Below are 21,859 nucleotides of genomic sequence, written 5' to 3' on the forward strand. Positions count from 1 at the left end.
TCATGAAGATTGGACTTTTTTTTGGAACCTACAACCCTGTGCATATTGGGCACATGGTGATTGCCAACTATATGGTAGAATATACTGACATGGATCAACTTTGGATGGTGGTAACTCCACAAAATCCATTCAAGCAAAAAGAGTCCATGCTGAAAGATTTTGACCGATTGCATTTAGTGAATCTAGCCATCGGTGACGATTTGCGCCTGAGGGGTTCTGACATCGAGTTTAGACTACCTCAACCCAACTACACTTCTGATTCGTTGGCGTACTTAAAAGAAAAGTTTCCTGAGCATGAATTTGCACTAATTATGGGTGCAGACAACCTCAATTCCTTTCACAAGTGGAAAAACCACGACTACATTTTAGAACATCACGAAATCTATGTTTACCCACGAATGGAAGCTAACGATGGCGGTGAATTAAGAAACCATTTTAAGGTTACTTATGTGGATGCTCCTATTATGAAGGTTAGTTCGTCCTTTATTAGAAAAGCCATTAAAGAAGGGAAGAATGTCAACCACTATATGCCGAAAGATGTAGCGGCTTATATTGATGATATGGGGTTGTATCGTTAGGTTACTCACCCATTTTCTATACTAATTCACAAAACAGTATTTGTCCCTTCAAGTTCACGAAAGCATTTTTCAATTAACCTACTATGCTTCATCCCTTTTGGATGACACATCAATAACAAAGACCTACCACTTAAGTTATTCTTACTGCCCAAGCTGTCTCAAGTACCCCTCGACCATTTCATTGTTGGGATTGTATTGCAATGCTTTTTTGAGATCAGTGATTGCAGCCTCATTCTGCCCCAACTCCATATAAGCCAAACCCCTATTTGTATAAACTTGAGGTGCGATTTCTGGAGTATATTGAAGTGCTTTGTTATAATCTTCTATGGCCATTTCAGGATTTTTTAAAATACTATAAGTCACTCCTCGGTTAAAATAGATGGAACCTCTTTTAGGAGCAAACTTTAATGCGATCGAATAATTTTCTAATGCTTTAGCAAATTCTCCTTTCATACCATAAGCATTCCCAATCCCTTCATAAACCTCAGGTCGCTCAGAACCTAGATTCGCAGCCATTTGAAAATCATTAAATGCTTTTTCAACGAATAGATTGCTCTCTTGTTGCGTCTTAGCACGTTCAGATTTCTTACCATAATAATTCCCTCGATTACTCAATGGTTGCTCTATATTTCTCGGCAAAGATCCGTTCTTTAGTCTATTCAATTCTATCACATTGGTCCAAAGTACTTCGCTATTTTGCCAGGTTTCTACTTGTCTCATGGTAATCGGAATGAACAGTAATGTCAACCCAATCACAACAATATAAGTTACCTTCTGCTTATTTTTTGGCATGTATTCTTGAATCAACATTATTAACATAAACGCCAATCCTATGTATGGCAGGTAAGAATATCGATCAGCCATAATCACCATACCGACAGAAACAAATTGCAACACTAGAATTACTGTAGTCACAAAAAAGCCAACGCCAACCGCAATACTTTTCGTGAATTTGATACTGTACAATGCCAACCCTAAAATAATCGCAACAACTATCGGAGCAACTCTAAAATATAAGCTTGTATCATAGGTCGCTTGCTCAGGATAAGGATAAAATGTACTTAACTCTTTTGGGATAAAGAATTTGATGATGTATTCTAAAAACCCATAACTAGCGAATTGAAAACGCTGTAAGATAGAAAATGTATCAAAATCATTTATTGCCACAGTCCTTGTCCCTTTTTCAAATAGTCCATAAAAGTCTCCGCCACTTTGAACGTCAACAGCAATTAAACCGAACAGCAATGCAACGCCAAAAAAAGGTAGGGTATGCAGAACAGTTCGAGGATGCAACGTTTTCTTCAAAGATTCAAAAGGTGTTTTAGAGTTGTCGTTCCAAAACCACATCAGCAACATTACAATTGGCAAAACCACTGCCATTGCTTTCGATAAACAAGACAAAATAAATAGCACAAAAGTTAGCCCTAACCACTTCCAATGTTTTTGATCTAAATACTTACCGTAACTCAACAATGCCGCTAGAAAGAAAAAAGTATACAGCACATCTTTTCGCTCGGATACCCAAACTACGGATTCAACATGCATGGGGTGCAACGCAAATAGCAAAGCAACAACCACACTAGCGAATATATTCTTCTTGCTCAACCAATAAACGAGGAGCAATACCAAAATACTATTCAGAATATGTAGAATTAAGTTCCACTTAATAAATGGCTTTGCAGAAATTCCTTCGTAACAATTTGGGCAAACATTGTTATTCCAACGCATAGTTAGAACAGTCAATGGGTGATAGTTTAAGGAAACAATCCGTTGGAAAACATCTCCTACTGTGGTTTGTAGTGGAGCTGGATCTCTGTTTACAATCGTGGTTTTCGCTTTGGTTGCATGCTTAAAAGCATCCATATCTGTAACCGAACGAACTAAATCGTTCTCTACAACATATGCATAGTCATCCCAGTCCACGAAGTCGTTATCTAGTGCTCCTCGGTAAGTAACAAAAGTTAATATTACAACCACAAGAACACTTGTAATCAACCACTTATCCTCCTTAATTAAGGATTGAAAATCCATTATTGGACGACTCTCCATCTGAGACTTATTCCTTTTGAATTTGGACGCCATAGGGCATTGATTTTATTCAGTTGTATATTCACAAGGGTATACAACAAAATCCAAATTAGTTTATTTTTTTGAAAGTCACAGGTATGAATAAGAAAACTAGCGTCCAAATCCAATCCGCTAAGGAAGGTTTACTGGAGTAAATTAAAAAATACGGAAGCCGTAAATTAAGCTTTGATTAAACCAAGAATAGATTCGAAAATTAATGCACCATCTACATTACCCAATTCAGCATCAGCTGCTCGTTCTGGGTGAGGCATCATTCCAAATACATTCTTACCTGCGTTACAAACACCTGCAATATTTTCTAGAGAGCCGTTTGGATTAGACTCTTCTGTAATATCTCCATTTTCATCGCAGTAGCGAAAAATTATCTGATTGTTTGCATTCAATTCGGCAATTGTTTCTTCAGAAGCGAAGTATCTTCCTTCTCCGTGAGCGATAGGAATTTTTAATGCTTGCTTAGTATCAATATGAGCATTTACAATTGACGCATTGTTATCTGCTTTCAGGTGGATGTTTTTGCAAATAAATTTTTGGTTATTGTTGTGCAACAATGTTCCTGGCAACAACTTAGATTCACATAAAATTTGAAATCCATTACAGATTCCCATTACATACCCTCCTTTTTCTGCATGCTTCACTACTTCGGTCATAATTGGCGAATAGTTTGCTATAGCACCACTTCTTAAATAATCACCATAGGAAAAACCACCAGGCAAAATCACAAAATCAACTCCTTTCAAGTCGGTGTCCTTGTGCCATAGACGTTCTACTTTTTGATTAAATAGTGATTCTAAAACATAAATCATGTCAGCATCACAATTGGAGCCTGGGAAAGTAATTACACCGAATTTCATATCGTTATTTTTTGTGTGCTGCAAAATTAATTGAAAAGATTGGAGGAGCAAAAAGAAATGTTATATCAATCCCACTAAACGGTAATTATTGTACAAAACCAACAATAGCAATAAAATGATAAGTGCATTTCCTACCCAATATCGTTTTAAATAATCAAAATAATTGGCAGTATAGACCGCGAATGACACTAAAACTAAAGAATAAGTTGAAAAATAGTCATGAGTTGTTATAAAAAAAGACACTACGCTTAATAAAAAATAAACCACTATTATTCTTAATAAGTTCTTTACTCTCACGGTATTTTTACTCAACCCTCTCAACAATGAGCTGAATGAAACAATCGCAAGAATGAGCAATAAGGCAAGAACTACATATGAAAAACCGGAAATAGTTAATCCATATGAATAATTATTAAACTCACTATACTTTAGGACTAAACTTGGTACTTGATCATTTAGGTAATAATAGCTAGCCAACCATAGCCCAATTAGAATTGGGCCAAACAATGAAACAATGTAGTTTCTCCATTCAAATGGACGAATAATTATACATGCGGACCAAATCAGAACTACTAAAAAAAGTGAGGGGAAATAAAACAAGGAAGCCACTCCTATAAGCAGACTAGCGTTAAAAACTTCTTTTAATACATTTCTCTGATTATATATCTTTAACAATTGACCTAAAGCCAGTATCAAAAACAAATTGGCGACAATTACCGGATTAGGATACAAAAATGCAGTGTGAATACTACAAAAAATAACATAAAAGAAAGCCACCAGATTGTTTCGTTCGGGTAAGATTTTATGCAAATCAATGATGTAATTCAATAAAAATCCTTCGATTACTACTAGTAAAATTCCAATTACCAACGAGAAAATTGTCCCATCACCAATAAATTGCATCAATAGCTCATATAAGGGCATTAAATTAGAAAATTGATGAGGAGGGGCACTTAAAAATGATGGAAACCAAAGCGCAATAACTATTATAGGAAATAAGATATAGTTAATAGGTTGACGTGATTTTATTAAATTAAAAATCATTATTTACTGTTTTCTTTTAAAAGCATTTTTTCTAAAAGTATTTATTTTTACTTTTGTGGGGAATTTTATTAGCAATAGATTATGACTTGGAATGATTTAGTATACGGTTTAGGAGATTTATTAGAGGCAACTTTTGAAATTTTACCTCCTTTAGGGAACATCCCTAATATAATCTTCATTTTAATAATATTTGCGAGCTTAGTGTATTGGATGATTGAATTAGGCAAGTACAAGAAAAAAGCAAAACAAGAAGGTTCTATCGAATAATCTTCAAATTAAAAATAGTTAAATGCCTTCGTTCTTTGAACGAAGGCATTTTTATTTACATCAAATCAAATCCTATATCCTTTCTATAATTCTTTCCTTCAAAAAGAATACGTTGTGCTTTATCAAAAGACAATGCCAATGCTTCTTTCATATTATTACCATAAGCTGTAACTGCCATCACTCTCCCGCCGTTTGTCACCAATTCATTTTCTTTTAATGCAGTTCCTGCGTGAAATAAGATACAATTGGTTGTATTCTCAACCCCAGTCATTACTTTCCCTTTCTCGTATGCTTCTGGATATCCCCCCGAAACTAACATGACTGTGGTTGCAGATCTTTCATCTATTTCTATCGTCTCCTTTTCTAATGTTCCTTTTGCTATGGCAGAAAAGTGGCTCAATAAGTCGGATTGAATTCTGGGCAAAACCACTTCCGTTTCTGGGTCTCCCATTCGCACATTGTATTCAATAACAAAAGGCTCTCCGTCAACTATCATTAAACCGATAAATAAAAAGCCCTTATACTTTAACCCATCCTTCTTTATTCCTTCTATTGATGGTTTTACGATACGTGCTTCAATTTTTTGCATCAACTCCTCATCAATAAAAGGAACTGGAGACACCGCTCCCATTCCACCCGTATTCAAACCCATATCTCCTTCACCAATGCGCTTATAATCTTTAGCTTCTGGTAAAATTTTATAACTATTTCCGTCGGTCATCACAAAAACCGACATCTCAATGCCTTTCAAAAACTCTTCAATCACAACCTTAGCACTAGCTTCACCGAATTTTTGGTCTTCCAACATTTCCTTTAATTCACGCTTTGCATCCACTAAATTGTCTGGAATAACAACTCCTTTTCCTGCTGCCAAACCATCGGCTTTCAAAACAAATGGAGGACTTAAAGTCTCTAAGAAAGCATATCCCGCCTCCAAATCCTTTGCTGAAAAACTTTGGTAACGCGCCGTTGGTATATGATGGTTGATTAAAAACTCTTTTGCAAAATCCTTACTCCCTTCTAGCTGAGCACCATTTTGATGTGGTCCAATCACTCCTACAGCTTTCAACTCGTCTTTAGATTCGAAATAGTCTGCGATTCCATTCACCAAAGGATCTTCCGGACCAACAACAACTAAATCAATTTTTTCACGCAAAACCAATTCGGCTATTTTTTCAAAATCATTGACTGAGATAGCCACATTGGTTCCGCATTGAGCAGTACCGGGATTCCCAGGTGCAATAAACAATTTTTCTAATTGTTGACTTTGTGCAATTTTCCATGCAAAGGCATGTTCTCTTCCTCCAGATCCTAAAACTAATACTCGCATTATTTTTTTTATTGCAAAGAAACAAAATCAACCTCTTTTACGCACTTTAAAATCATCTAAGTTTTCAATCGTTTGGTGTTTTAATATTCCACTACTAGATACTAGGAATTAACACTACCCACCTCTACCCATTTATTTTTGTATACTTGCCTTTCGATTTTATGAAGGCACTAATTATTTTCTATTTTATTCTATTTTCATTTTGTGCAAAAGCTCAAGATAACATACTGTCAATTAACTTTAAAGAAATTCAATTCAAAAAGGTTTGTGATTTTATAAATAGGCAGAAAGAAAACAAAATCATCAACTTTATCGATGTAAAGGGAAGTTATTCTGAAAAAGAAAGCAAAAGTTACAAAAAGCATCATCAAAGCTACCTTATAAAAAAACCAATTGAAGAAGTTTGGGCTTCATACAACAACACTAGTCCAGCTAAATCATGGAATGGTAAGATGCTCAATTTTGGCTGTTTAATCTCGAAAAAGAACAACAGCATCTCTTACATGAACGACAATTATGGCGGAGCAGAAGTTGGACAAGTATTTTATGTTAATCTTAAACTACTTAAAGGTTTCTATAACTTGGCCGTAGCTTTTGAAGTTACTAAATTATCTGAGGAAAATTACACCATTGAATATAGCTATGTTCATGGAGGAAAAACACAAGGAAAGCAATGGATGACTATGACTTCCACGCCAGATGGTCATACTCGGATCTCACATTACACTTTATATAAAAGTTCTTCCCAATTAAGAGACCTTTTACTTTACCCCTATGTACATGAATTAGCGATAAATGAGTTTCATCACAACATGTTATTAAGTAATCAATGAAAACTATCCGAATGATTTGGGACTTTAGAGGAGCTGAATCTAAACCGATTGCAGAGCACCACGCCTTACATTTAGATGAATTTGCCAAGAAGCATTCCATAGCTCCTGTGCAAACAGGCATAATTGAAATAACAGAATTTCATACCATTGCGCATATCGATGTATTAGAAGAAAACCTATTGACAGTCAGAGACGCTTTAAAACCACATCGAGGAGAATGGATTGAAAAAAAATAAGCGTCCTCTTTCGATAACGCTTATTCTACTTTTTTCTGGAAATATTTTATTTTACTATGGTCGCTTTATGCTACATCCTAAGGCTTTCGTTTCTGAAGGATTAATTGATTTACCCGCTACCATATTATTAATAGCATCCATTAAGTAATGCTTATCTGCATCTCCTGCACTTTTGTAGTTGTCATCAATAGCACCTACATAAGCTAATTTGAATTCTTTATTAAACAAGTATACATGAGGAGTAGTGGCAGCACCAAAAGCATTCGCCAATTTTGAATCAGAATCTACAACATAAGGAGCAGTAAAGCCTTTTTCAGCGGCGTGCTTTTTCATTGCCTCTATAGAATCATCATTCTCTCTTTTACCTTCATTTGAATTAACCAATATTACACCTATTCCTTTATCTGCAGCCGTTTTTTGAATTTTCGTGTAGCGATCTTCCCATGCTTTCACAAAAGGACATGTATTACATGTAAACATTACTAATAACCCATTTTCCTTTTTCACATCATTTAAGCTAATCATTTTCCCATTCGTATCCTTCATTTTTAAGGTGGTCATGGGTGCCTTAGCTCCAATTTCTAATGATTCATAAAGCGTAAAAGCTGACATTCCGACTAATAATAATGCAGCTAGTATTGTATTTTTAATCTTTTTCATTGTTCTTATTTTTTAGAATTATTTAAAATTAAACAATTATTAGACCGAATAATAAATTGAGCGTTAACTTTAGTTCACCAAGCCACTTTTGATTGCAAACTTGATTAGCCCTGCTATATTGTGAACTTCCAACTTTTTCATCAAGTTGGTACGGTGGGTATCCACAGTCCGGTGAGAAATAAACAATTTATCGCCTATTTCCTTATTTGAATAGCCCTCAGCTATCGCTTTCAATATCTCTACCTCTCTAGAGGTTAATCTAGATAAAATAACAGTCTCTGATTCTGAAGCAAAAAGAGAAGAACCACTTTTTCCTTCATTTAATAAAGATTGTGTAACCGCAGCCGAGAAATAAGATTTACCACTTGAAACCTTTAAAACCCCATCAACCAACTCGTTACAGTCTACATTTTTTAACAAATAACCGTCTGCGCCCAACTCCATTAATTTTTTGGTGAGAGAGGGTTCACTATGCATGGTCAAGACAATTACTTTAATAGTTGGATAATCTCGTTTTAATTGAGTGGTAAACTCAATGCCGTTCATAATGGGCATATCAATGTCCGTCAAAACTAAATCTGGTTTGAGTACCTCAACAAGTTTTAATCCTTCTTTACCATTTGATGCTGTGGCGAGCAGATCAATCTCTTCTATTTCTTTCACAATAGAAGCTAGCCCATCTAGAACTAATTGATGGTCATCTACTACAATAATTCGTGTTTTAGCGTTCACAGTGATCAAATTTTAAGATAAAAATAGAAATTTCTTCGACAAAAGCCTAAGATGATTCCTTTAAATTAATTGACCCTTTTGAACTATCTACAATGGAATGTTTCCGTGCTTCTTTTTCGGCATTACCTCCACTTTGTTTTCCAACATCTTGAAGGCCTTAATGAGCTTTTCTCTGGTATCTTCAGGTTTAATAACTTCATCAATATACCCTCTAGCAGCAGCATTATATGGATTGGCAAAAAGCGCAGCATATTCAGCTTCTTTCTCAGCCAATTTAGCTTCCGGATCAGAAGCATTTGCTATCTCCTTCTTAAAAATAATTTCTGCGGCGCCTTTGGCTCCCATTACTGCAATTTCAGCAGTTGGCCATGCGTAATTCATATCTGCTCCAATGTGCTTAGAGTTCATTACATCATATGCGCCACCGTATGCTTTTCTAGTAATTACAGTAATTCGAGGAACAGTAGCCTCACTGAATGCGTAAAGCAATTTAGCTCCATTAGTAATAATCGCATTCCATTCTTGGTCGGTTCCTGGTAAGAAACCTGGAACATCTTCAAATACTAAAATAGGGATATTAAAACAGTCGCAAAAACGAACAAACCTTGCTCCTTTATTTGAACTATTGATATCTAAAACTCCTGCTAGAAAGGCTGGTTGATTCGCTACTATTCCTATTGATTTACCTGCCAATCGACCAAAACCTACCACTATATTTTCAGCGAAGTCTTTGTGTACCTCATGAAACGAATCAGCGTCTATAACACCATTAATAACCTCTCTAATATCGTAAGGCTGATTAGAGTTTTCAGGAATAATATTGTTTAATTGTTCCCTTTTTTCAGAACCTTTAAAGTCATACGGTAAAGAAGGTGCATTCTCTTCACAGTTTTGTGGCATATAGGACAACAATCGCTTCAGACCATTGATACATGCTATCTCATTTGCGTATGTAAAATGTGTAACTCCAGATTTAGTTGAATGTGCAGAAGCTCCGCCTAAATCCTCAGATGTAACATCTTCATGTGTAACTGTTTTCACTACGTTTGGACCTGTCACAAACATATAGGACGAATTTTCAACCATCATAATAAAATCAGTCAAAGCAGGTGAATATACTGCCCCGCCGGCACATGGCCCCATAATAGCAGACAATTGTGGAATAACCCCACTTGCTTTTGTATTTCTATAGAATATATCAGCATACCCTGCCAATGAAACTACACCTTCTTGTATTCTAGCACCACCTGAATCATTTAAACCCAATACCGGCGCTCCATTTTTCATCGCCAAATCCATGATTTTGCAAATTTTCTCGGCATGCGCTTCTGCTAATGACCCTCCTAAAACTGTAAAGTCTTGTGCAAAAACGTATACCAGTCGGCCATGAACGGTACCATATCCTGTAACCACTCCGTCTCCCAAAACCACTTGCTGATCCAAACCAAAATTGGTGCTTCTATGAGTCACTAGCATACCAATTTCTTCAAAAGAACCTTCATCCAATAAGAAATGAATTCTTTCTCTTGCTGTTAGTTTGTTTTTTGAATGCTGAGATTCTATTCTTTTTTCTCCTCCACCCAATTTGGCTTCAGCTATTTTTCGATCTAACTCTTCAAATTTTCCCTTCATGGCTCTTGATATTTTTGTCGACCAAAGGTATAGAAATCCGCTTTTTTATTCGAATTTATTTAAAACAAAAAGCCGAGGCAATAGTGTTTGCCTCGGCTTTTTAATTTTTTTGCAATAATTAAAAGTCTAATAAGGTAATCCCTACAGTAAATGGATACAATTCAGGTCCTTTATCTTTTTCGAATAAGGGGCTTAAGTTATAAGTAGCAAATAAGTTTACCCAACCTACTCCAAATCGAGTCGTAAGTGCCATACTGAAAGGGTTTAAGTTAAAATCATCTCTATATTTGTCCTTTTTATTATTCCCAGAAGGCGTAGTATATTTCATTTTATTTTTCGACCCTATTCTGTATCCGAACACCATACCTGCCGAGAAATGAAATCCTTTTCGTGCAAGCTTGGCATCATTGTATTCGAATAAGATCGGTACTGTTAAATAAGTCGCTTTGAATTTATTCTTACTTACTGAAGCCATATTCAATGAGTCTCTAAAAGAACTCAACTGACTTTTTGTAGAGTCTGTCGATGGAGTAGTAATTAAACGGTTATTTGTTTTTAAATCGTAACTATTAAATTGAAATCCTAATCCTGTTAATATTCCAAAACGGTCTCCTTTTATAGGAATATACTTTTCAAAAGGATTCAAATTGACCACCACTGACTTCGAGTAATTCAAATCTAAAAAAGAGTCTTTGGGGTCTAAAGATGTGGAGCCATCAGGAGTTAAAAATCCGTTGACTCCCAAATCGAACCCTGCCCAATGACTGTCTCTTGTAGCTCTTTTTCTTTTAGAAACATTAGAAGAAGTGTCACTCAAAACAATATCCGATGTGTCGCCACTCTCATCAATTATCAAAATGACCTTTTCACGAATTGTTATTTTTGTAGTATCTTTTTCAATAGCCATTGAGGCTGCTGAAAATACGATCGACGCTATGATTAAGATTAATTTTTTCATGGTTTATAGTTTGTGTTTGAAAGTAGGACGGACGAGCTCATTATTTTGTTACAGCTTTATCTCAATATTTTTTTGAAATGCTAAAAGAACCAATCTGCAAAGCAAATTCTCCTATTTTTTGATTGAGACCTTTTACGGCTTTCAGCTTAATTTTTTCATTAGTTGCTGCTGTAATCTCATCAGCTATTACCTCTATTATAGGTTTATCATTTAACATTTCTTTCTTAAGCAACTCAATTGGAGTGTGCATCGTTTTAGTGGAACTTTTTGGACTTATTTTATTTGGTGACACTTGTTCCGCCATTGAAATATCTTCCATACCTATTACATCCATTTCTTCAACCATTGCTATTGAGGTTTCAAAAACTTCCACTTCATCATTAGAGGCAAAATTAGATTGACTTGCATTATCAGCATTATCTTTAACAGATGAAGTTGTTGAACGTTGAGCCGGAACAAAATTTGTAGAATGGTCTTTTATTGTAGTAGTGGCAATAGGGTTTGAACTTGATTTTACTATTGATTCAAAAGAAATCTCCTGAATCGACACTTCCTTTTGAAGTTCAGCAACTGATCGATAATCATATACTTTATCGGGAGTAAACAAATAAAACAACACTAATAATGCAGCAGCTACAGCCGATGAAAAAGTATAGAGATAAACTGTCATTGGTTTTCTCTTTCTTATTAAATCGGACTTATTGGGAAAGTCAAATTGTTCGGCAGCGAGAACTGTAGAGTTGTAATGCTTATCTATTTGTTTCCACTTAGGATGCTTGGCAGTAAACAAATCATACTCTTTTAGTTTACTCCCTGATAGCAATCCCTCGATTTTTGCAATTGCAAACGATTCAAAATTATGTTTGGAAATTCGTGTTTGAAAACCTGCTTCTTCTGTGAACAATTCTTCTTTAGCATCAAAAGAAATGTCATTATTTGGCAAATAGATTTGCTCAAATCCCTCGAATTCAACTTTTAATTCAGGATGACATTCCAAAAAGTCTAACAGCGCTTCGCTTTGAATGGCATCAAGGTTTCCTTCATAAAAATCGAGAAAAAAAGCCTCATAATTGTATTTAGTTATTTTCTCCATCACAACAAATTTTCGACACTTACTAAATAATTTTTCAAAAATTTCCGGCTTCGGAAAATATACACCTTGACTTGTGATTCTGACAAACTAAGGATTTCCCCAATTTCTTGATAGGAGTATCCTTCATAATCTCTTAGAAGAATGACACTTCTTTGAATTTCTGGCAATTTTGAAATCGCCTCATCTAGAATCTCTTTTAAATCAGAGTACCCTTCTGAGTGTGCATGCTCATTATAGTCCACCTCTCCAAATGAAGTTTGTCTCTTATCTCTGCGCACCATATCGATCAAAGTGTGGTAAGCGGTTGTAAAAAGATAGGATTTCACCTTCAAAAAATCTACTGAATCTAACTTATCCCACAGCTTCACATATGTTTCCTGAACAATATCCTTCGCTTTATCAGCATCTTTGATATTTTTCAAGATAAACCGATAAATATTATCAGAATAAAGAGAAACGCTTTCGTTATATTGAGACTTGTTCATTCGGTTTGGTTGGCCGGTTTTGTCTGTGGGACGAACAAGGTAATAAAAATGTTACAGCAAATGGGAAAAGTTTTTCTAGCTTTTAATCATCCAGCTTCAAAACGGCCATAAATGCATTTTGTGGAACCTCTACATTTCCAATCTGACGCATCCTTTTCTTACCTGCTTTTTGCTTTTCTAATAACTTACGTTTTCTGGAAATATCTCCTCCATAACATTTAGCAGTTACATCTTTTCGTAGGGCTTTCACCGTTTCTCTGGCAATTATCTTTGCTCCAATTGCAGCTTGAATAGCAATATCGAATTGTTGACGAGGCAATAGTTCACGCAACTTTAAACAGATTCGTTTACCTAAATCAAATGCTTTATCTTTATGGATTAAAGCTGACAATGCATCAACTTGATCACCATTTAACAATAAGTCCATTTTAACCAACTTCGATTCCCTATAGCCCATCGGGTGATAATCAAAAGAGGCATAACCTTTAGAGATGGTCTTTAATTTATCGTAAAAATCAAACACGATTTCTGCCAATGGAATTTCAAAAGTTAGTTCTACACGCTCAGGAGTTAAATAAACTTGATTCTTTAATTCTCCTCGCTTATCAATACATAAGTTCATCACAGCACCAACAAAGTCAGACTTAGTGATAATTTGTGCCTTAATAAATGGCTCCTCAACCCGCTCCAAAATTGTTGCCTCTGGCAAATCTGAAGGGTTGTTAATTAATATTTTTGTTTCAGGCTCTCGAACTAAATATGCATGATAGGAAACGTTAGGAACAGTAGTTATTACCGTCATGTTAAATTCACGCTCTAATCGCTCTTGAATAATTTCCATGTGAAGCATACCTAAGAATCCACAACGAAATCCAAAGCCTAGAGCTGCAGAAGATTCAGGCTCGAATGTTAATGAAGCATCGTTCAATTGCAATTTCTCCATGGCATCCCTTAGTTCCTCATATTCATCGGTATCTACAGGATATATGCCTGCAAACACCATAGGCTTAACATCTTCAAAACCTTGAATGGCCTTTTCACAAGGATTATTGACAGTGGTAATAGTATCACCAACTTTAACCTCTTTAGCTACTTTTATTCCTGAAATAATGTAACCTACGTCTCCAGTTTTAACAACACTCTTAGGTTGATGTTTTAAACGCAATGTTCCAATTTCATCAGCATCGTAAGTTCTTCCAGTATTTACAAATTTAACTTTGTCTCCCTTTTTAATTTCGCCATTAACTACCTTAAAAAAAGCATTTATTCCTCTGTAACTGTCAAAAACGGAATCAAAAATAAGTGCTTGTAACGGGGCGTTCGGATCGCCAACTGGGTGAGGGACTCTGGCAACAATAGCTTCTAATATGGTATCCACCCCAAAACCTGTTTTCCCAGATGCAATTAAAATATCATCCCGATCACAGCCAATTAAGTCGACAATCTGATCCTTTACTTCTTCAGGGTTTGCTGAAGGCAAATCTATTTTATTGAGCACCGGAATGATTTCCAAGTCATGTTCTAGTGCTAGATAAAGGTTAGAAATAGTTTGAGCTTGTATTCCTTGAGCAGCATCCACAATTAATAAAGCCCCTTCACAAGCCGCAATTGAACGCGAAACTTCGTAAGAAAAATCTACGTGTCCAGGAGTATCAATTAAGTTTAAGGTATATTTTTTCCCGTCTTGTTCATAATCCATTTGTATCGCATGACTCTTGATAGTAATTCCGCGTTCTCGCTCCAAATCCATATCGTCAAGAGTTTGTGCTTGTAACTCTCTTTCTGAAATAGTATTGGTTTGTTGTAGCAATCGATCAGCAAGAGTACTCTTGCCATGATCAATGTGTGCGATAATACAAAAATTACGAATGTGCTCCATGGTAAAAATAAATTGAGCGCAAATTTACTTTTTTTGAACCAAGCAAAATGTTTCTGGTAAAATTTATCAAAATCTTGGTCTGTCAAAGTTGCTTCCTCAATATTAAACTAAAAACATAGCATCAATTATACATGCACAACATTCTGACATTAATGCATTTAAAAAGACTAGTTGATATTGATTAAGTCTCTTCTTTTGAATAAATAGTTTTGATGCAACCATAATGGAAAAAGCCACGTCTTAACCCAGAATTAGTCCCACAAAAGATTTGTAAACATTAAAGTTTTTCGTTTCTTTACGGGCTTATCGGCTAACATAATGATATATAATTTATGAAAAAGTTAATCTTTACCGCTTTAACGACCTTAATTTTAGCACTTATTGTAACCAATACTGCAAATGCAACCCACGTGGCTGCAGGTGACATTACCACTAAGCAAATTGACTCGCTAAACCCATATAAATTCGAGGTCACCTTTCGATTTTACAGAGATTGTGGACCAGGTACAGCAGGTGAACCCACGAGTATTCCAATAAAGGTGTTTTCTACTTGTTTTGGTGATGTTCCATTTCCACCCATTCCAATGTTTTTAAAAGACACTATTTTTGGAAAAGGTGGAGGTATTGAAAAAGGCTCAAACTGTATTCTAGATGATTCCAAACCTTGTACAGAAGAATGGTTATATAGAGACACCATAGAATTGCCGGGGCCTTGCGAATTCTGGTCGATTTCTTGGAGTGTTAACGCAAGACCGTCCAATGACAATCATGCGAATCAAGGAACTTTTTATGTAGAAAATATACTTAACAATAGGCGTCTTTACACCAACACTGGGAACCCCATTACCTATTACAACAATTCTCCAGTGTTTAACAACGATGAGCCAGTTTCCTCGTTCTGTGTGGGCCGGGAATATGAATTTGACTTAAGTGCAAGCGACCCTGATGGAGACTCTCTTGCCTATTTTATTACACCTTCCCTCTCTGCGCTTGGGGTCCAGGTCAACTATGCTGCAGGATTTACTGGTAACGACCCGCTTCCTATAACAAAGCGCCCTGTGAAAGTAGACCCTAAAACCGGGATTATGAAATTTACTCCTGCTCAAACCTTTAAAGGTTCGTTTGCATATCTCATTGAAGAGTGGAAAGATAGTTTGTGGACAGACACCTTGCCCAATAACAGCATTGTAACTAAAAAGAAAAAAGTTTTGCGTGGAACCATTATGCGAGATTTACGTATCGTATTTGGAGAAATTTGTAACGACGAATACCCAGTATTTACCAATACGAGTATAGATTCTTCTAATTATCCTACAGGCTACACTGGAAATAATCCTAACCTTATAGTAGTTGACTGTGCTGCACGCTATTTTGACATTGAGTTAGACATAGACATCTTGTGTTCTTCTGTAGAAATTAACGGATCTGATTTGAGAGTAACTGATTCTTCTACTACACCTCCTACCATTTATGCTGTCGATTCTATTTATCCTGTTGATGGTTGTAAAGCTTTAAAAACAAAAAAATTGAGAGTAAAGCTTTTTGAACCAATAGGACTGCCTAGTAACTTTGTGAATGGTGAGCCCGGTGGTGTGGTGAAAGCCTACATCAAAAGAGGTAGCGATTTCAATACTTGGAAAACTGCTTGCGGTATTGATATCCCTGAATTTACAGTGATTGATATTTATGTGCAAAATAATTTACAAATAGACATGGGAGAGGATATCGTCTACTGTAATCCTGAAAACCCTTTCCCAGTATTAAATGCTCCTATTGAAGGAGGTAAATACCAGTGGTTTTTCAAACAAAGTAGTAACGGTTCTGAAGATTCTCTAGGAACTGAGTATACTCAAATTGCTGACACTACAGGTTATTGGGGCGTAGACCTAACTTACAGAGGTTGTCGTGCTAAAGATTTCTTATTTGTTCAAGAAAATCAAACAATATACGTAGAAATTCCTGATTATGAATTTTGTAACATCAATCCATACCCTGTTATTAAAATGGATTCTTTGATTCCTACGGGAGTAGACGTGAATACATTTACTTGGAAAGGACCTAAAGGAGATATTATCGGCATTACCGATTCTCTTCAAATTCCTGCCAATGGAAAATACATCTTCAAAGTAGATATTTTGCCTTGTACAATCAACGATACTTTCTTCATCAAGAGAATTGACGAATATCCTGTTGACTTAGGTAATGACTCTTTAATCTGTGAGGGCTATGAGTATATGTTATCTTCAGGATATGACTACGATACCAGTAAATTTAAAATTGAATGGTATTTCAACGACTCTTTGTTAGTCAATGATACCCTTGATGGTCTAATGATCAACGGAGGGGGAGAATACAAGTTCAGACTAATTAGCGAGTCTGGTTGTGAGGGATTGGATAGTGTGACAGTTAGAATTGCAGGCTATTTAGCTACACCTCAGTTATCGTGTGGGCAAGCTACTAAGGAAGGTAAGCTGTACATATGGAATTCAATTCCATATGCTGCATACTATGAATATAGCTTCGATCAGATCAACTGGCTAGTTTTACCTACTATGCCTTCTCCAAACCCTCTACAAGGTGATATTGCAGCTAGAATTCCAGGATTGGGAAGCCCTACTGCTTACATAAGAGCTGTAAGCGATATACCAGCAGGAACAGTAGGTGGCTGTAAGTATGGTGCTAGTGCCGCAGCTCCTGATTGTGAGATTGTAGTGATTATGCCTAATGTCCTAACTCCTAATGGTGACGGTATCAATGATTATCTAGATTTAGGATTAATCGATATCTACCCTGGAAATAGTATCTCTATCTATAACAGATGGGGAAGAGAAGTTTTTCAAGCTACAGACTACCAAAATGATTGGAATGCGAAAGATGTTGAAGCAGGTACTTATTTCTACGTTCTTGACTTAAACGACAATGAACAACCTATTCAAAAAGGTACGCTTACCATTATTAAATAATTTTCATTAGCAACCGTTTTATAACCTCCGTTTGAAAAATTCAAACGGAGGTTTTTTATATTTGCACCCTATGATTGCACCAATTAAAGTTTCTGAATTATTAAAAAACACAAAGAAAACCTTGTTTTCTTTTGAGATATTACCTCCACTTAAAGGGAAAAGTATACAGTCAATATATGATGGAATAGATCCATTAATAGAGTTTAACCCGGCTTTTATAAATGTGACTTATCACAGAGAAGAGTTTATTTATAAAAAAAGAGAAAAAGGTTATTTAGAAAAATTCTCGATAAAAAAAAGACCAGGTACTGTAGGGATATGTGCAGCGATTAGCAATAAGTATCAAACGCCTTCAGTAGCCCATCTGATATGTGGCGGGTTTACTAAAGAAGAAACTGAAAACGCTTTAATTGACTTAAATTTTCTAGGTGTTAATAATGTTTTAGCTCTTCGAGGCGACCCCATTAAAACAGAGCAATATTTTGTCCCGGAAGAAGGAGGCAATGAATATGCTGTTGATCTAGTGAAGCAAATCATCAACCTGAATAATGGAAACTATATCGAAGAGAATATAGAAAATGCTGCACCAACTAATTTTTGTATTGGGGTTTCAGGATACCCAGAAAAGCATTCAGAGGCACCGAATATGAAAGAAGATATCATTCGCTTGAAAGCTAAGATTGATGCAGGAGCGGAATATATTGTAACACAAATGTTTTTCGACAATCAAAAATTCTTCAATTTTGTTAACTTGTGTCGTGAAAACGGAATAGAGGTTCCTATTGTGCCTGGTATAAAACCTATAGCCACCAAAAGGCAATTACAAATACTCCCTAAACTTTTTCATATCGATTTGCCGGAAGAATTAACTGACCTAGTAGAAGCTTGCACTACTACAGAAGAAGTTAAAACAGTGGGTGAAAAGTGGGCTTTAAAGCAATGTAAAGAACTTATAGACTATGGAGTTCCATGTATTCACTTCTATACAATGGGTAAGTCGAATGCAGTTAGAAATATTGCCAAAGAAATTTTTTAATTAGTAGTGGCTAATCGCTGAACATATTTTCCAATAATATCAAACTCTAGATTCACATGGTCTCCTAAGTGTAATGTTTTGAAGTTGGTATGCTCAAAGGTATAAGGTATAATAGCTACAGTAAATTGAAAATCATTTACGTTGAAAGCCGTCAAGCTTACTCCATTAATACAAATTGAACCTTTCTCGACAATTAATACTAGTTTCTCAGATGTTTCAAATGTGAACTCCCAACTTCCATCTTTATCTACTACATTTATGCATTTAGCAATTCCATCAACATGGCCTTGAACAATATGACCATCTAACCTAGCATTCATTTGCATACAGCGTTCTAAGTTCACCAACATTCCGGGCTCCCAGTTGTTTAAAACCGTTTTATTCAATGTTTCTTCAATCGCTGTCACTTCATAGCTAGATTCAAAAACTTTTTCAACGGTCAAGCACACCCCATTGTGTGCCACACTTTGGTCTATCTTTAATTCACTTGTAAAAGGAGCATCAATCGTAAACGTCTTGTTAGAATAATTTGATTCCACTTTACTTACCACTCCAATTTGTTCTATTATTCCCGTAAACATTAGTTCTTATATTTTTTTACAGTTCCATCTACCAAAGTAACCGCACCTTTTAATTCGCGACTTACAATACCCGAACGTCTATACTCATAAACTTTGCCAACGTAAAAATACACTCCATCCGCTAGTAAATCTTGATCACCGTCCATTTGGCCACTCCAATTAATATCAGGATTAGTCGTATAAAACACTTCTCTCCCCCATCTATCATAAATATATAATTCTACACGATCTACATAACGATAAGGTAAAGGGACAAATAAATCGTTAATTCCATCTCCGTTAGGTGTAAATACATTTGTTAATTCGTAGATTGGACAAGTTTCAATACAAATTGGCTCAGAAGTACTACTCTCATTTTGAGCAGAATCAACTGCGGTTATAACATAACAACCCGCTAAGGACTCGACCTGAGCGTTAATCATAAATAGCTTTCTAGAGGATGAGTTTCCGGAGACATATTCAAACAATTTCATCTCTGAAAGACTGGAACCCTTATAAATATTAAATCCCATTATATCATTAGAACGGACACACTCACTGGCAGGAAGCTCCCAAGATAATTCTAGTCGTCCATTTATACAATCGTAATCTGAAGAAAATAATGGAGTACACGGCGGATCTATATCCTGTGGGATAGCACATACTTCTTGAGAAAAATTAATCACTTCTGGTTTAAATACTGTAGAATCGTACTGTCCTTTTGATTGAACACGATAACAATAATTTACCCCATTCACCAAGCCAAAGGTATCTAGAAAGCTGGTCGTATTGGTACTTCCAATGGTATCAAACAACCCATTAGTAAGATTCTTCCTAAATATTACAAAACTTTTGTTTTCCCAAGGTACATCAAACGCCCAGGTCAACATAAGTGATTCATCACCAATCGCTACATTTAGAAACAATTGAGAAGCCTTATTGGCAGACCCCACCTTTCGTTTTCCATTTCCATAACTCCATAAGGTTACTCTGTATTCGTTCTCACTTAATGTAGTATTTACCCCACTATGTGTATAAGTTGTGTCTAATAAGGAAACTGTAGAATCTATAACATTAAAACTACCTGAAACTCCTTTTTCAATTAGATAATGAAAAGGAGGCTGATGCAAAGCCTGATCTATTGTATCGGGCGAAGACCATGCTAAGTCAATAACTCCATCTATAGCACTTGTAGAGTCCACGGAAACCTTAGTCATTAAAGGCACCACTTTATTAAATAAAACACACGTTTCGTTACTAGCATAACTTACATCGCCGTCTTCAAAATAAGCGATGATTAAATAGCAATACTTTCTGCCGGGCACAAGCCCTTCTCCATTATTGTCATCTAAAAAAGAAGTTTGATAGATATCTGGTATAGTGGCAATGCGAGTATATCCAATTTGAGGAGGTACTCCTGTTTGGCAACTATCGGGAACAAATCCAGAGGAATCTATTCTTCTATATATTTTATATCCCATCCCATTAGAACAGTTACTTGTATCCCACTCTAAAAGAGCATTATTAAATTGCTTAAGCACTCTTAAATTTTTCGGAGCAGGTGCGTTAACTTTTACATAAGCTGTTTTATAAGTCGAAAGATTTGGAGTCCCATTATCTATCGCTTTAAATAAAAAATTATACTTTGAAACTCTTACTCTATCACAATTTGGAATCCACACAAATGTCCCATTCACATCTCTTGCAATCGATGGTTCAACAAAAGTTGCATTATTTGTTCCATTATATGCAATTCCTGAACTAGTCAATTGAACCCTATTCTTAGAACTTTCAACATCAGGATCAAATGCATTTACATTGAATGAAAGCACTTCATTGGCAGTAACACAATGATTTTCTCGCAGTGTAATTCTTGGTGGAGCATTATGGCAATTAATCACATCTACTTGGATATCCCTTAGAATGTATCCTAATAATATACCATTGCGATATTCTTTAATTCTCATGGCCAGATTAAAACTGCCCCCTTGAGTAGGCTGATCCCAAATTAAATCTCCTGAAATTGGATCTACAGTAATAGAGTTTGAAGCAGGAGGCAAAAAATAACCATCCGCAATCTCTCCGTTATAAGTTCTACTTTTATCAAGTTCATAAGCCAGGCTATCACCATCAGGGTCAACAGCACCAGGGTTATGAACAAATACAGACCCAACACAACCCTCATCAATTGGATAATTTAGTAACAATGGCGAATTGTTAAAATCGTTATTGAAAGGACTAATGCTCAGTGTAGTTTCTAAATAAAGGGGAACCGAAACGGAGTTAGTAATGTTATTAATAGCCGCATTTCTTGCCTGATCAGTTACAGAAATCTTAAAAACACCAGCTCCACTATATGTATGAGTAGCCTTCCACTCATTCCGCTGAACATTGGAGTTTATATTTAATATTAGTGTGCGCTGTAATGATGTTGAGTTATTATCATTGCAAATCCCTTCATCCCCCCAACATACTTTTATCTCAGTTCTCTTACTAGCATCAGACAATGGATCAGAATAGGTAATAAAAGTCACTTCATAAGTTAATCCACTTACATGACGATATACAATTTCTCCAGCTCTATTGTGAGTTGCAAACAAATTAGCGCTTAGCATCACAAAAGATAAAAGGTAT

General features: G+C 35.8%; 19 protein-coding genes. 6 read left to right on the forward strand and 13 right to left on the reverse strand.

Translation table 11 applies throughout. From position 1 onward, the window contains the following. Positions 1-2: 2 nt before the first annotated feature. Positions 3-578, forward strand: a complete 576-nt coding sequence (gene nadD / locus GQN54_RS01985; RefSeq protein ID WP_160631427.1) for a nicotinate (nicotinamide) nucleotide adenylyltransferase — start codon at positions 3-5, stop codon at positions 576-578. A 141-nt stretch (positions 579-719) separates the two neighbouring features. Here the strand turns inward: nadD and GQN54_RS01990 are convergent, their stop codons facing one another. The 3 genes from GQN54_RS01990 to GQN54_RS02000 all read right to left on the reverse strand — a co-directional run bounded on the left by GQN54_RS01990 (position 720) and on the right by GQN54_RS02000 (position 4,561). Continuing rightward, on the reverse strand, positions 720-2,660 hold the full coding sequence (locus tag GQN54_RS01990; RefSeq protein WP_160631429.1) for a tetratricopeptide repeat protein: 1,941 nt from the start codon (positions 2,658-2,660) through the stop codon (positions 720-722). Between the two features lie 164 nt (positions 2,661-2,824). Beyond that, positions 2,825-3,517, reverse strand: a complete 693-nt coding sequence (purQ, locus tag GQN54_RS01995) for a phosphoribosylformylglycinamidine synthase subunit PurQ (RefSeq protein WP_160631431.1) — start codon at positions 3,515-3,517, stop codon at positions 2,825-2,827. 60 nt (positions 3,518-3,577) lie between these two features. Continuing rightward, positions 3,578-4,561: a DUF6427 family protein gene (locus GQN54_RS02000; RefSeq protein WP_160631433.1), complete on the reverse strand. Its 984-nt coding sequence runs from the start codon at positions 4,559-4,561 to the stop codon at positions 3,578-3,580. 81 nt (positions 4,562-4,642) lie between these two features. On the opposite strand from GQN54_RS02000, the gene GQN54_RS02005 reads away from it, so the two are divergent. Continuing rightward, positions 4,643-4,828, forward strand: coding sequence for a DUF6341 family protein (locus GQN54_RS02005; protein ID WP_160631435.1), 186 nt, complete (start codon positions 4,643-4,645; stop codon positions 4,826-4,828). Positions 4,829-4,883: 55 nt separating this feature from the next. Here the strand turns inward: GQN54_RS02005 and purD are convergent, their stop codons facing one another. Then, a complete protein-coding gene (purD, locus tag GQN54_RS02010) occupies positions 4,884-6,158 on the reverse strand; it encodes a phosphoribosylamine--glycine ligase (RefSeq protein ID WP_160631437.1) in 1,275 nt (424 codons plus the stop codon). Between the two features lie 161 nt (positions 6,159-6,319). On the opposite strand from purD, the gene GQN54_RS02015 reads away from it, so the two are divergent. Both GQN54_RS02015 and GQN54_RS02020 read left to right on the forward strand, forming a co-directional pair. Beyond that, positions 6,320-6,991 (forward strand): hypothetical protein, encoded by a 672-nt coding sequence (locus GQN54_RS02015; protein ID WP_160631439.1) that lies wholly within the window; start codon positions 6,320-6,322, stop codon positions 6,989-6,991. Beyond that, a complete protein-coding gene (locus GQN54_RS02020) occupies positions 6,988-7,227 on the forward strand; it encodes a hypothetical protein (RefSeq protein ID WP_160631441.1) in 240 nt (79 codons plus the stop codon). Before GQN54_RS02015 ends, GQN54_RS02020 begins: the two co-directional genes overlap by 4 nt. Positions 7,228-7,281: 54 nt before the next feature. Here GQN54_RS02020 and GQN54_RS02025 read toward each other — a convergent pair whose 3' ends face one another. From GQN54_RS02025 to lepA, 7 genes are all read right to left on the reverse strand, one after another. Continuing rightward, a complete protein-coding gene (locus GQN54_RS02025; RefSeq protein ID WP_160631443.1) occupies positions 7,282-7,887 on the reverse strand; it encodes a thioredoxin family protein in 606 nt (201 codons plus the stop codon). A gap of 69 nt (positions 7,888-7,956) precedes the next feature. Continuing rightward, positions 7,957-8,619, reverse strand: coding sequence for a response regulator (locus GQN54_RS02030; protein WP_160631445.1), 663 nt, complete (start codon positions 8,617-8,619; stop codon positions 7,957-7,959). 87 nt (positions 8,620-8,706) lie between these two features. After that, positions 8,707-10,251 carry an acyl-CoA carboxylase subunit beta gene (locus GQN54_RS02035; RefSeq protein WP_160631447.1) on the reverse strand — a complete coding sequence of 515 codons (1,545 nt, stop codon included), beginning with the start codon at positions 10,249-10,251 and terminating at the stop codon, positions 8,707-8,709. A 118-nt stretch (positions 10,252-10,369) separates the two neighbouring features. Then, positions 10,370-11,209 carry a porin family protein gene (locus GQN54_RS02040; RefSeq protein ID WP_160631449.1) on the reverse strand — a complete coding sequence of 280 codons (840 nt, stop codon included), beginning with the start codon at positions 11,207-11,209 and terminating at the stop codon, positions 10,370-10,372. A gap of 61 nt (positions 11,210-11,270) precedes the next feature. Beyond that, positions 11,271-12,302, reverse strand: coding sequence for a hypothetical protein (locus tag GQN54_RS02045; protein ID WP_160631451.1), 1,032 nt, complete (start codon positions 12,300-12,302; stop codon positions 11,271-11,273). Beyond that, positions 12,302-12,787, reverse strand: coding sequence for an RNA polymerase sigma factor (locus tag GQN54_RS02050; protein WP_160631453.1), 486 nt, complete (start codon positions 12,785-12,787; stop codon positions 12,302-12,304). Before GQN54_RS02050 ends, GQN54_RS02045 begins: the two co-directional genes overlap by 1 nt. An 82-nt stretch (positions 12,788-12,869) precedes the next feature. Continuing rightward, positions 12,870-14,666 (reverse strand): translation elongation factor 4, encoded by a 1,797-nt coding sequence (lepA, locus tag GQN54_RS02055; RefSeq protein WP_160631455.1) that lies wholly within the window; start codon positions 14,664-14,666, stop codon positions 12,870-12,872. A 332-nt stretch (positions 14,667-14,998) separates the two neighbouring features. On the opposite strand from lepA, the gene GQN54_RS02060 reads away from it, so the two are divergent. Then, positions 14,999-17,629 (forward strand): gliding motility-associated C-terminal domain-containing protein, encoded by a 2,631-nt coding sequence (locus GQN54_RS02060; protein WP_160631457.1) that lies wholly within the window; start codon positions 14,999-15,001, stop codon positions 17,627-17,629. 82 nt (positions 17,630-17,711) lie between these two features. Beyond that, positions 17,712-18,665 (forward strand): methylenetetrahydrofolate reductase [NAD(P)H], encoded by a 954-nt coding sequence (gene metF, locus GQN54_RS02065; RefSeq protein WP_160631852.1) that lies wholly within the window; start codon positions 17,712-17,714, stop codon positions 18,663-18,665. Here the strand turns inward: metF and GQN54_RS02070 are convergent. After that, positions 18,662-19,246 (reverse strand): riboflavin synthase, encoded by a 585-nt coding sequence (locus tag GQN54_RS02070; protein ID WP_160631459.1) that lies wholly within the window; start codon positions 19,244-19,246, stop codon positions 18,662-18,664. The genes metF and GQN54_RS02070 overlap by 4 nt on opposite strands. After that, the coding region (locus GQN54_RS02075) for a T9SS type B sorting domain-containing protein (RefSeq protein ID WP_160631461.1) at positions 19,246-21,859 on the reverse strand (2,614 nt) is incomplete at its 5' end. The genes GQN54_RS02075 and GQN54_RS02070, both read right to left, overlap by 1 nt.

Origin of the sequence: Acidiluteibacter ferrifornacis, from assembly GCF_009909615.1 — a bacterium.
GTDB classification, from domain to species: Bacteria; Bacteroidota; Bacteroidia; order Flavobacteriales_E; family Vicingaceae; genus Acidiluteibacter; species Acidiluteibacter ferrifornacis.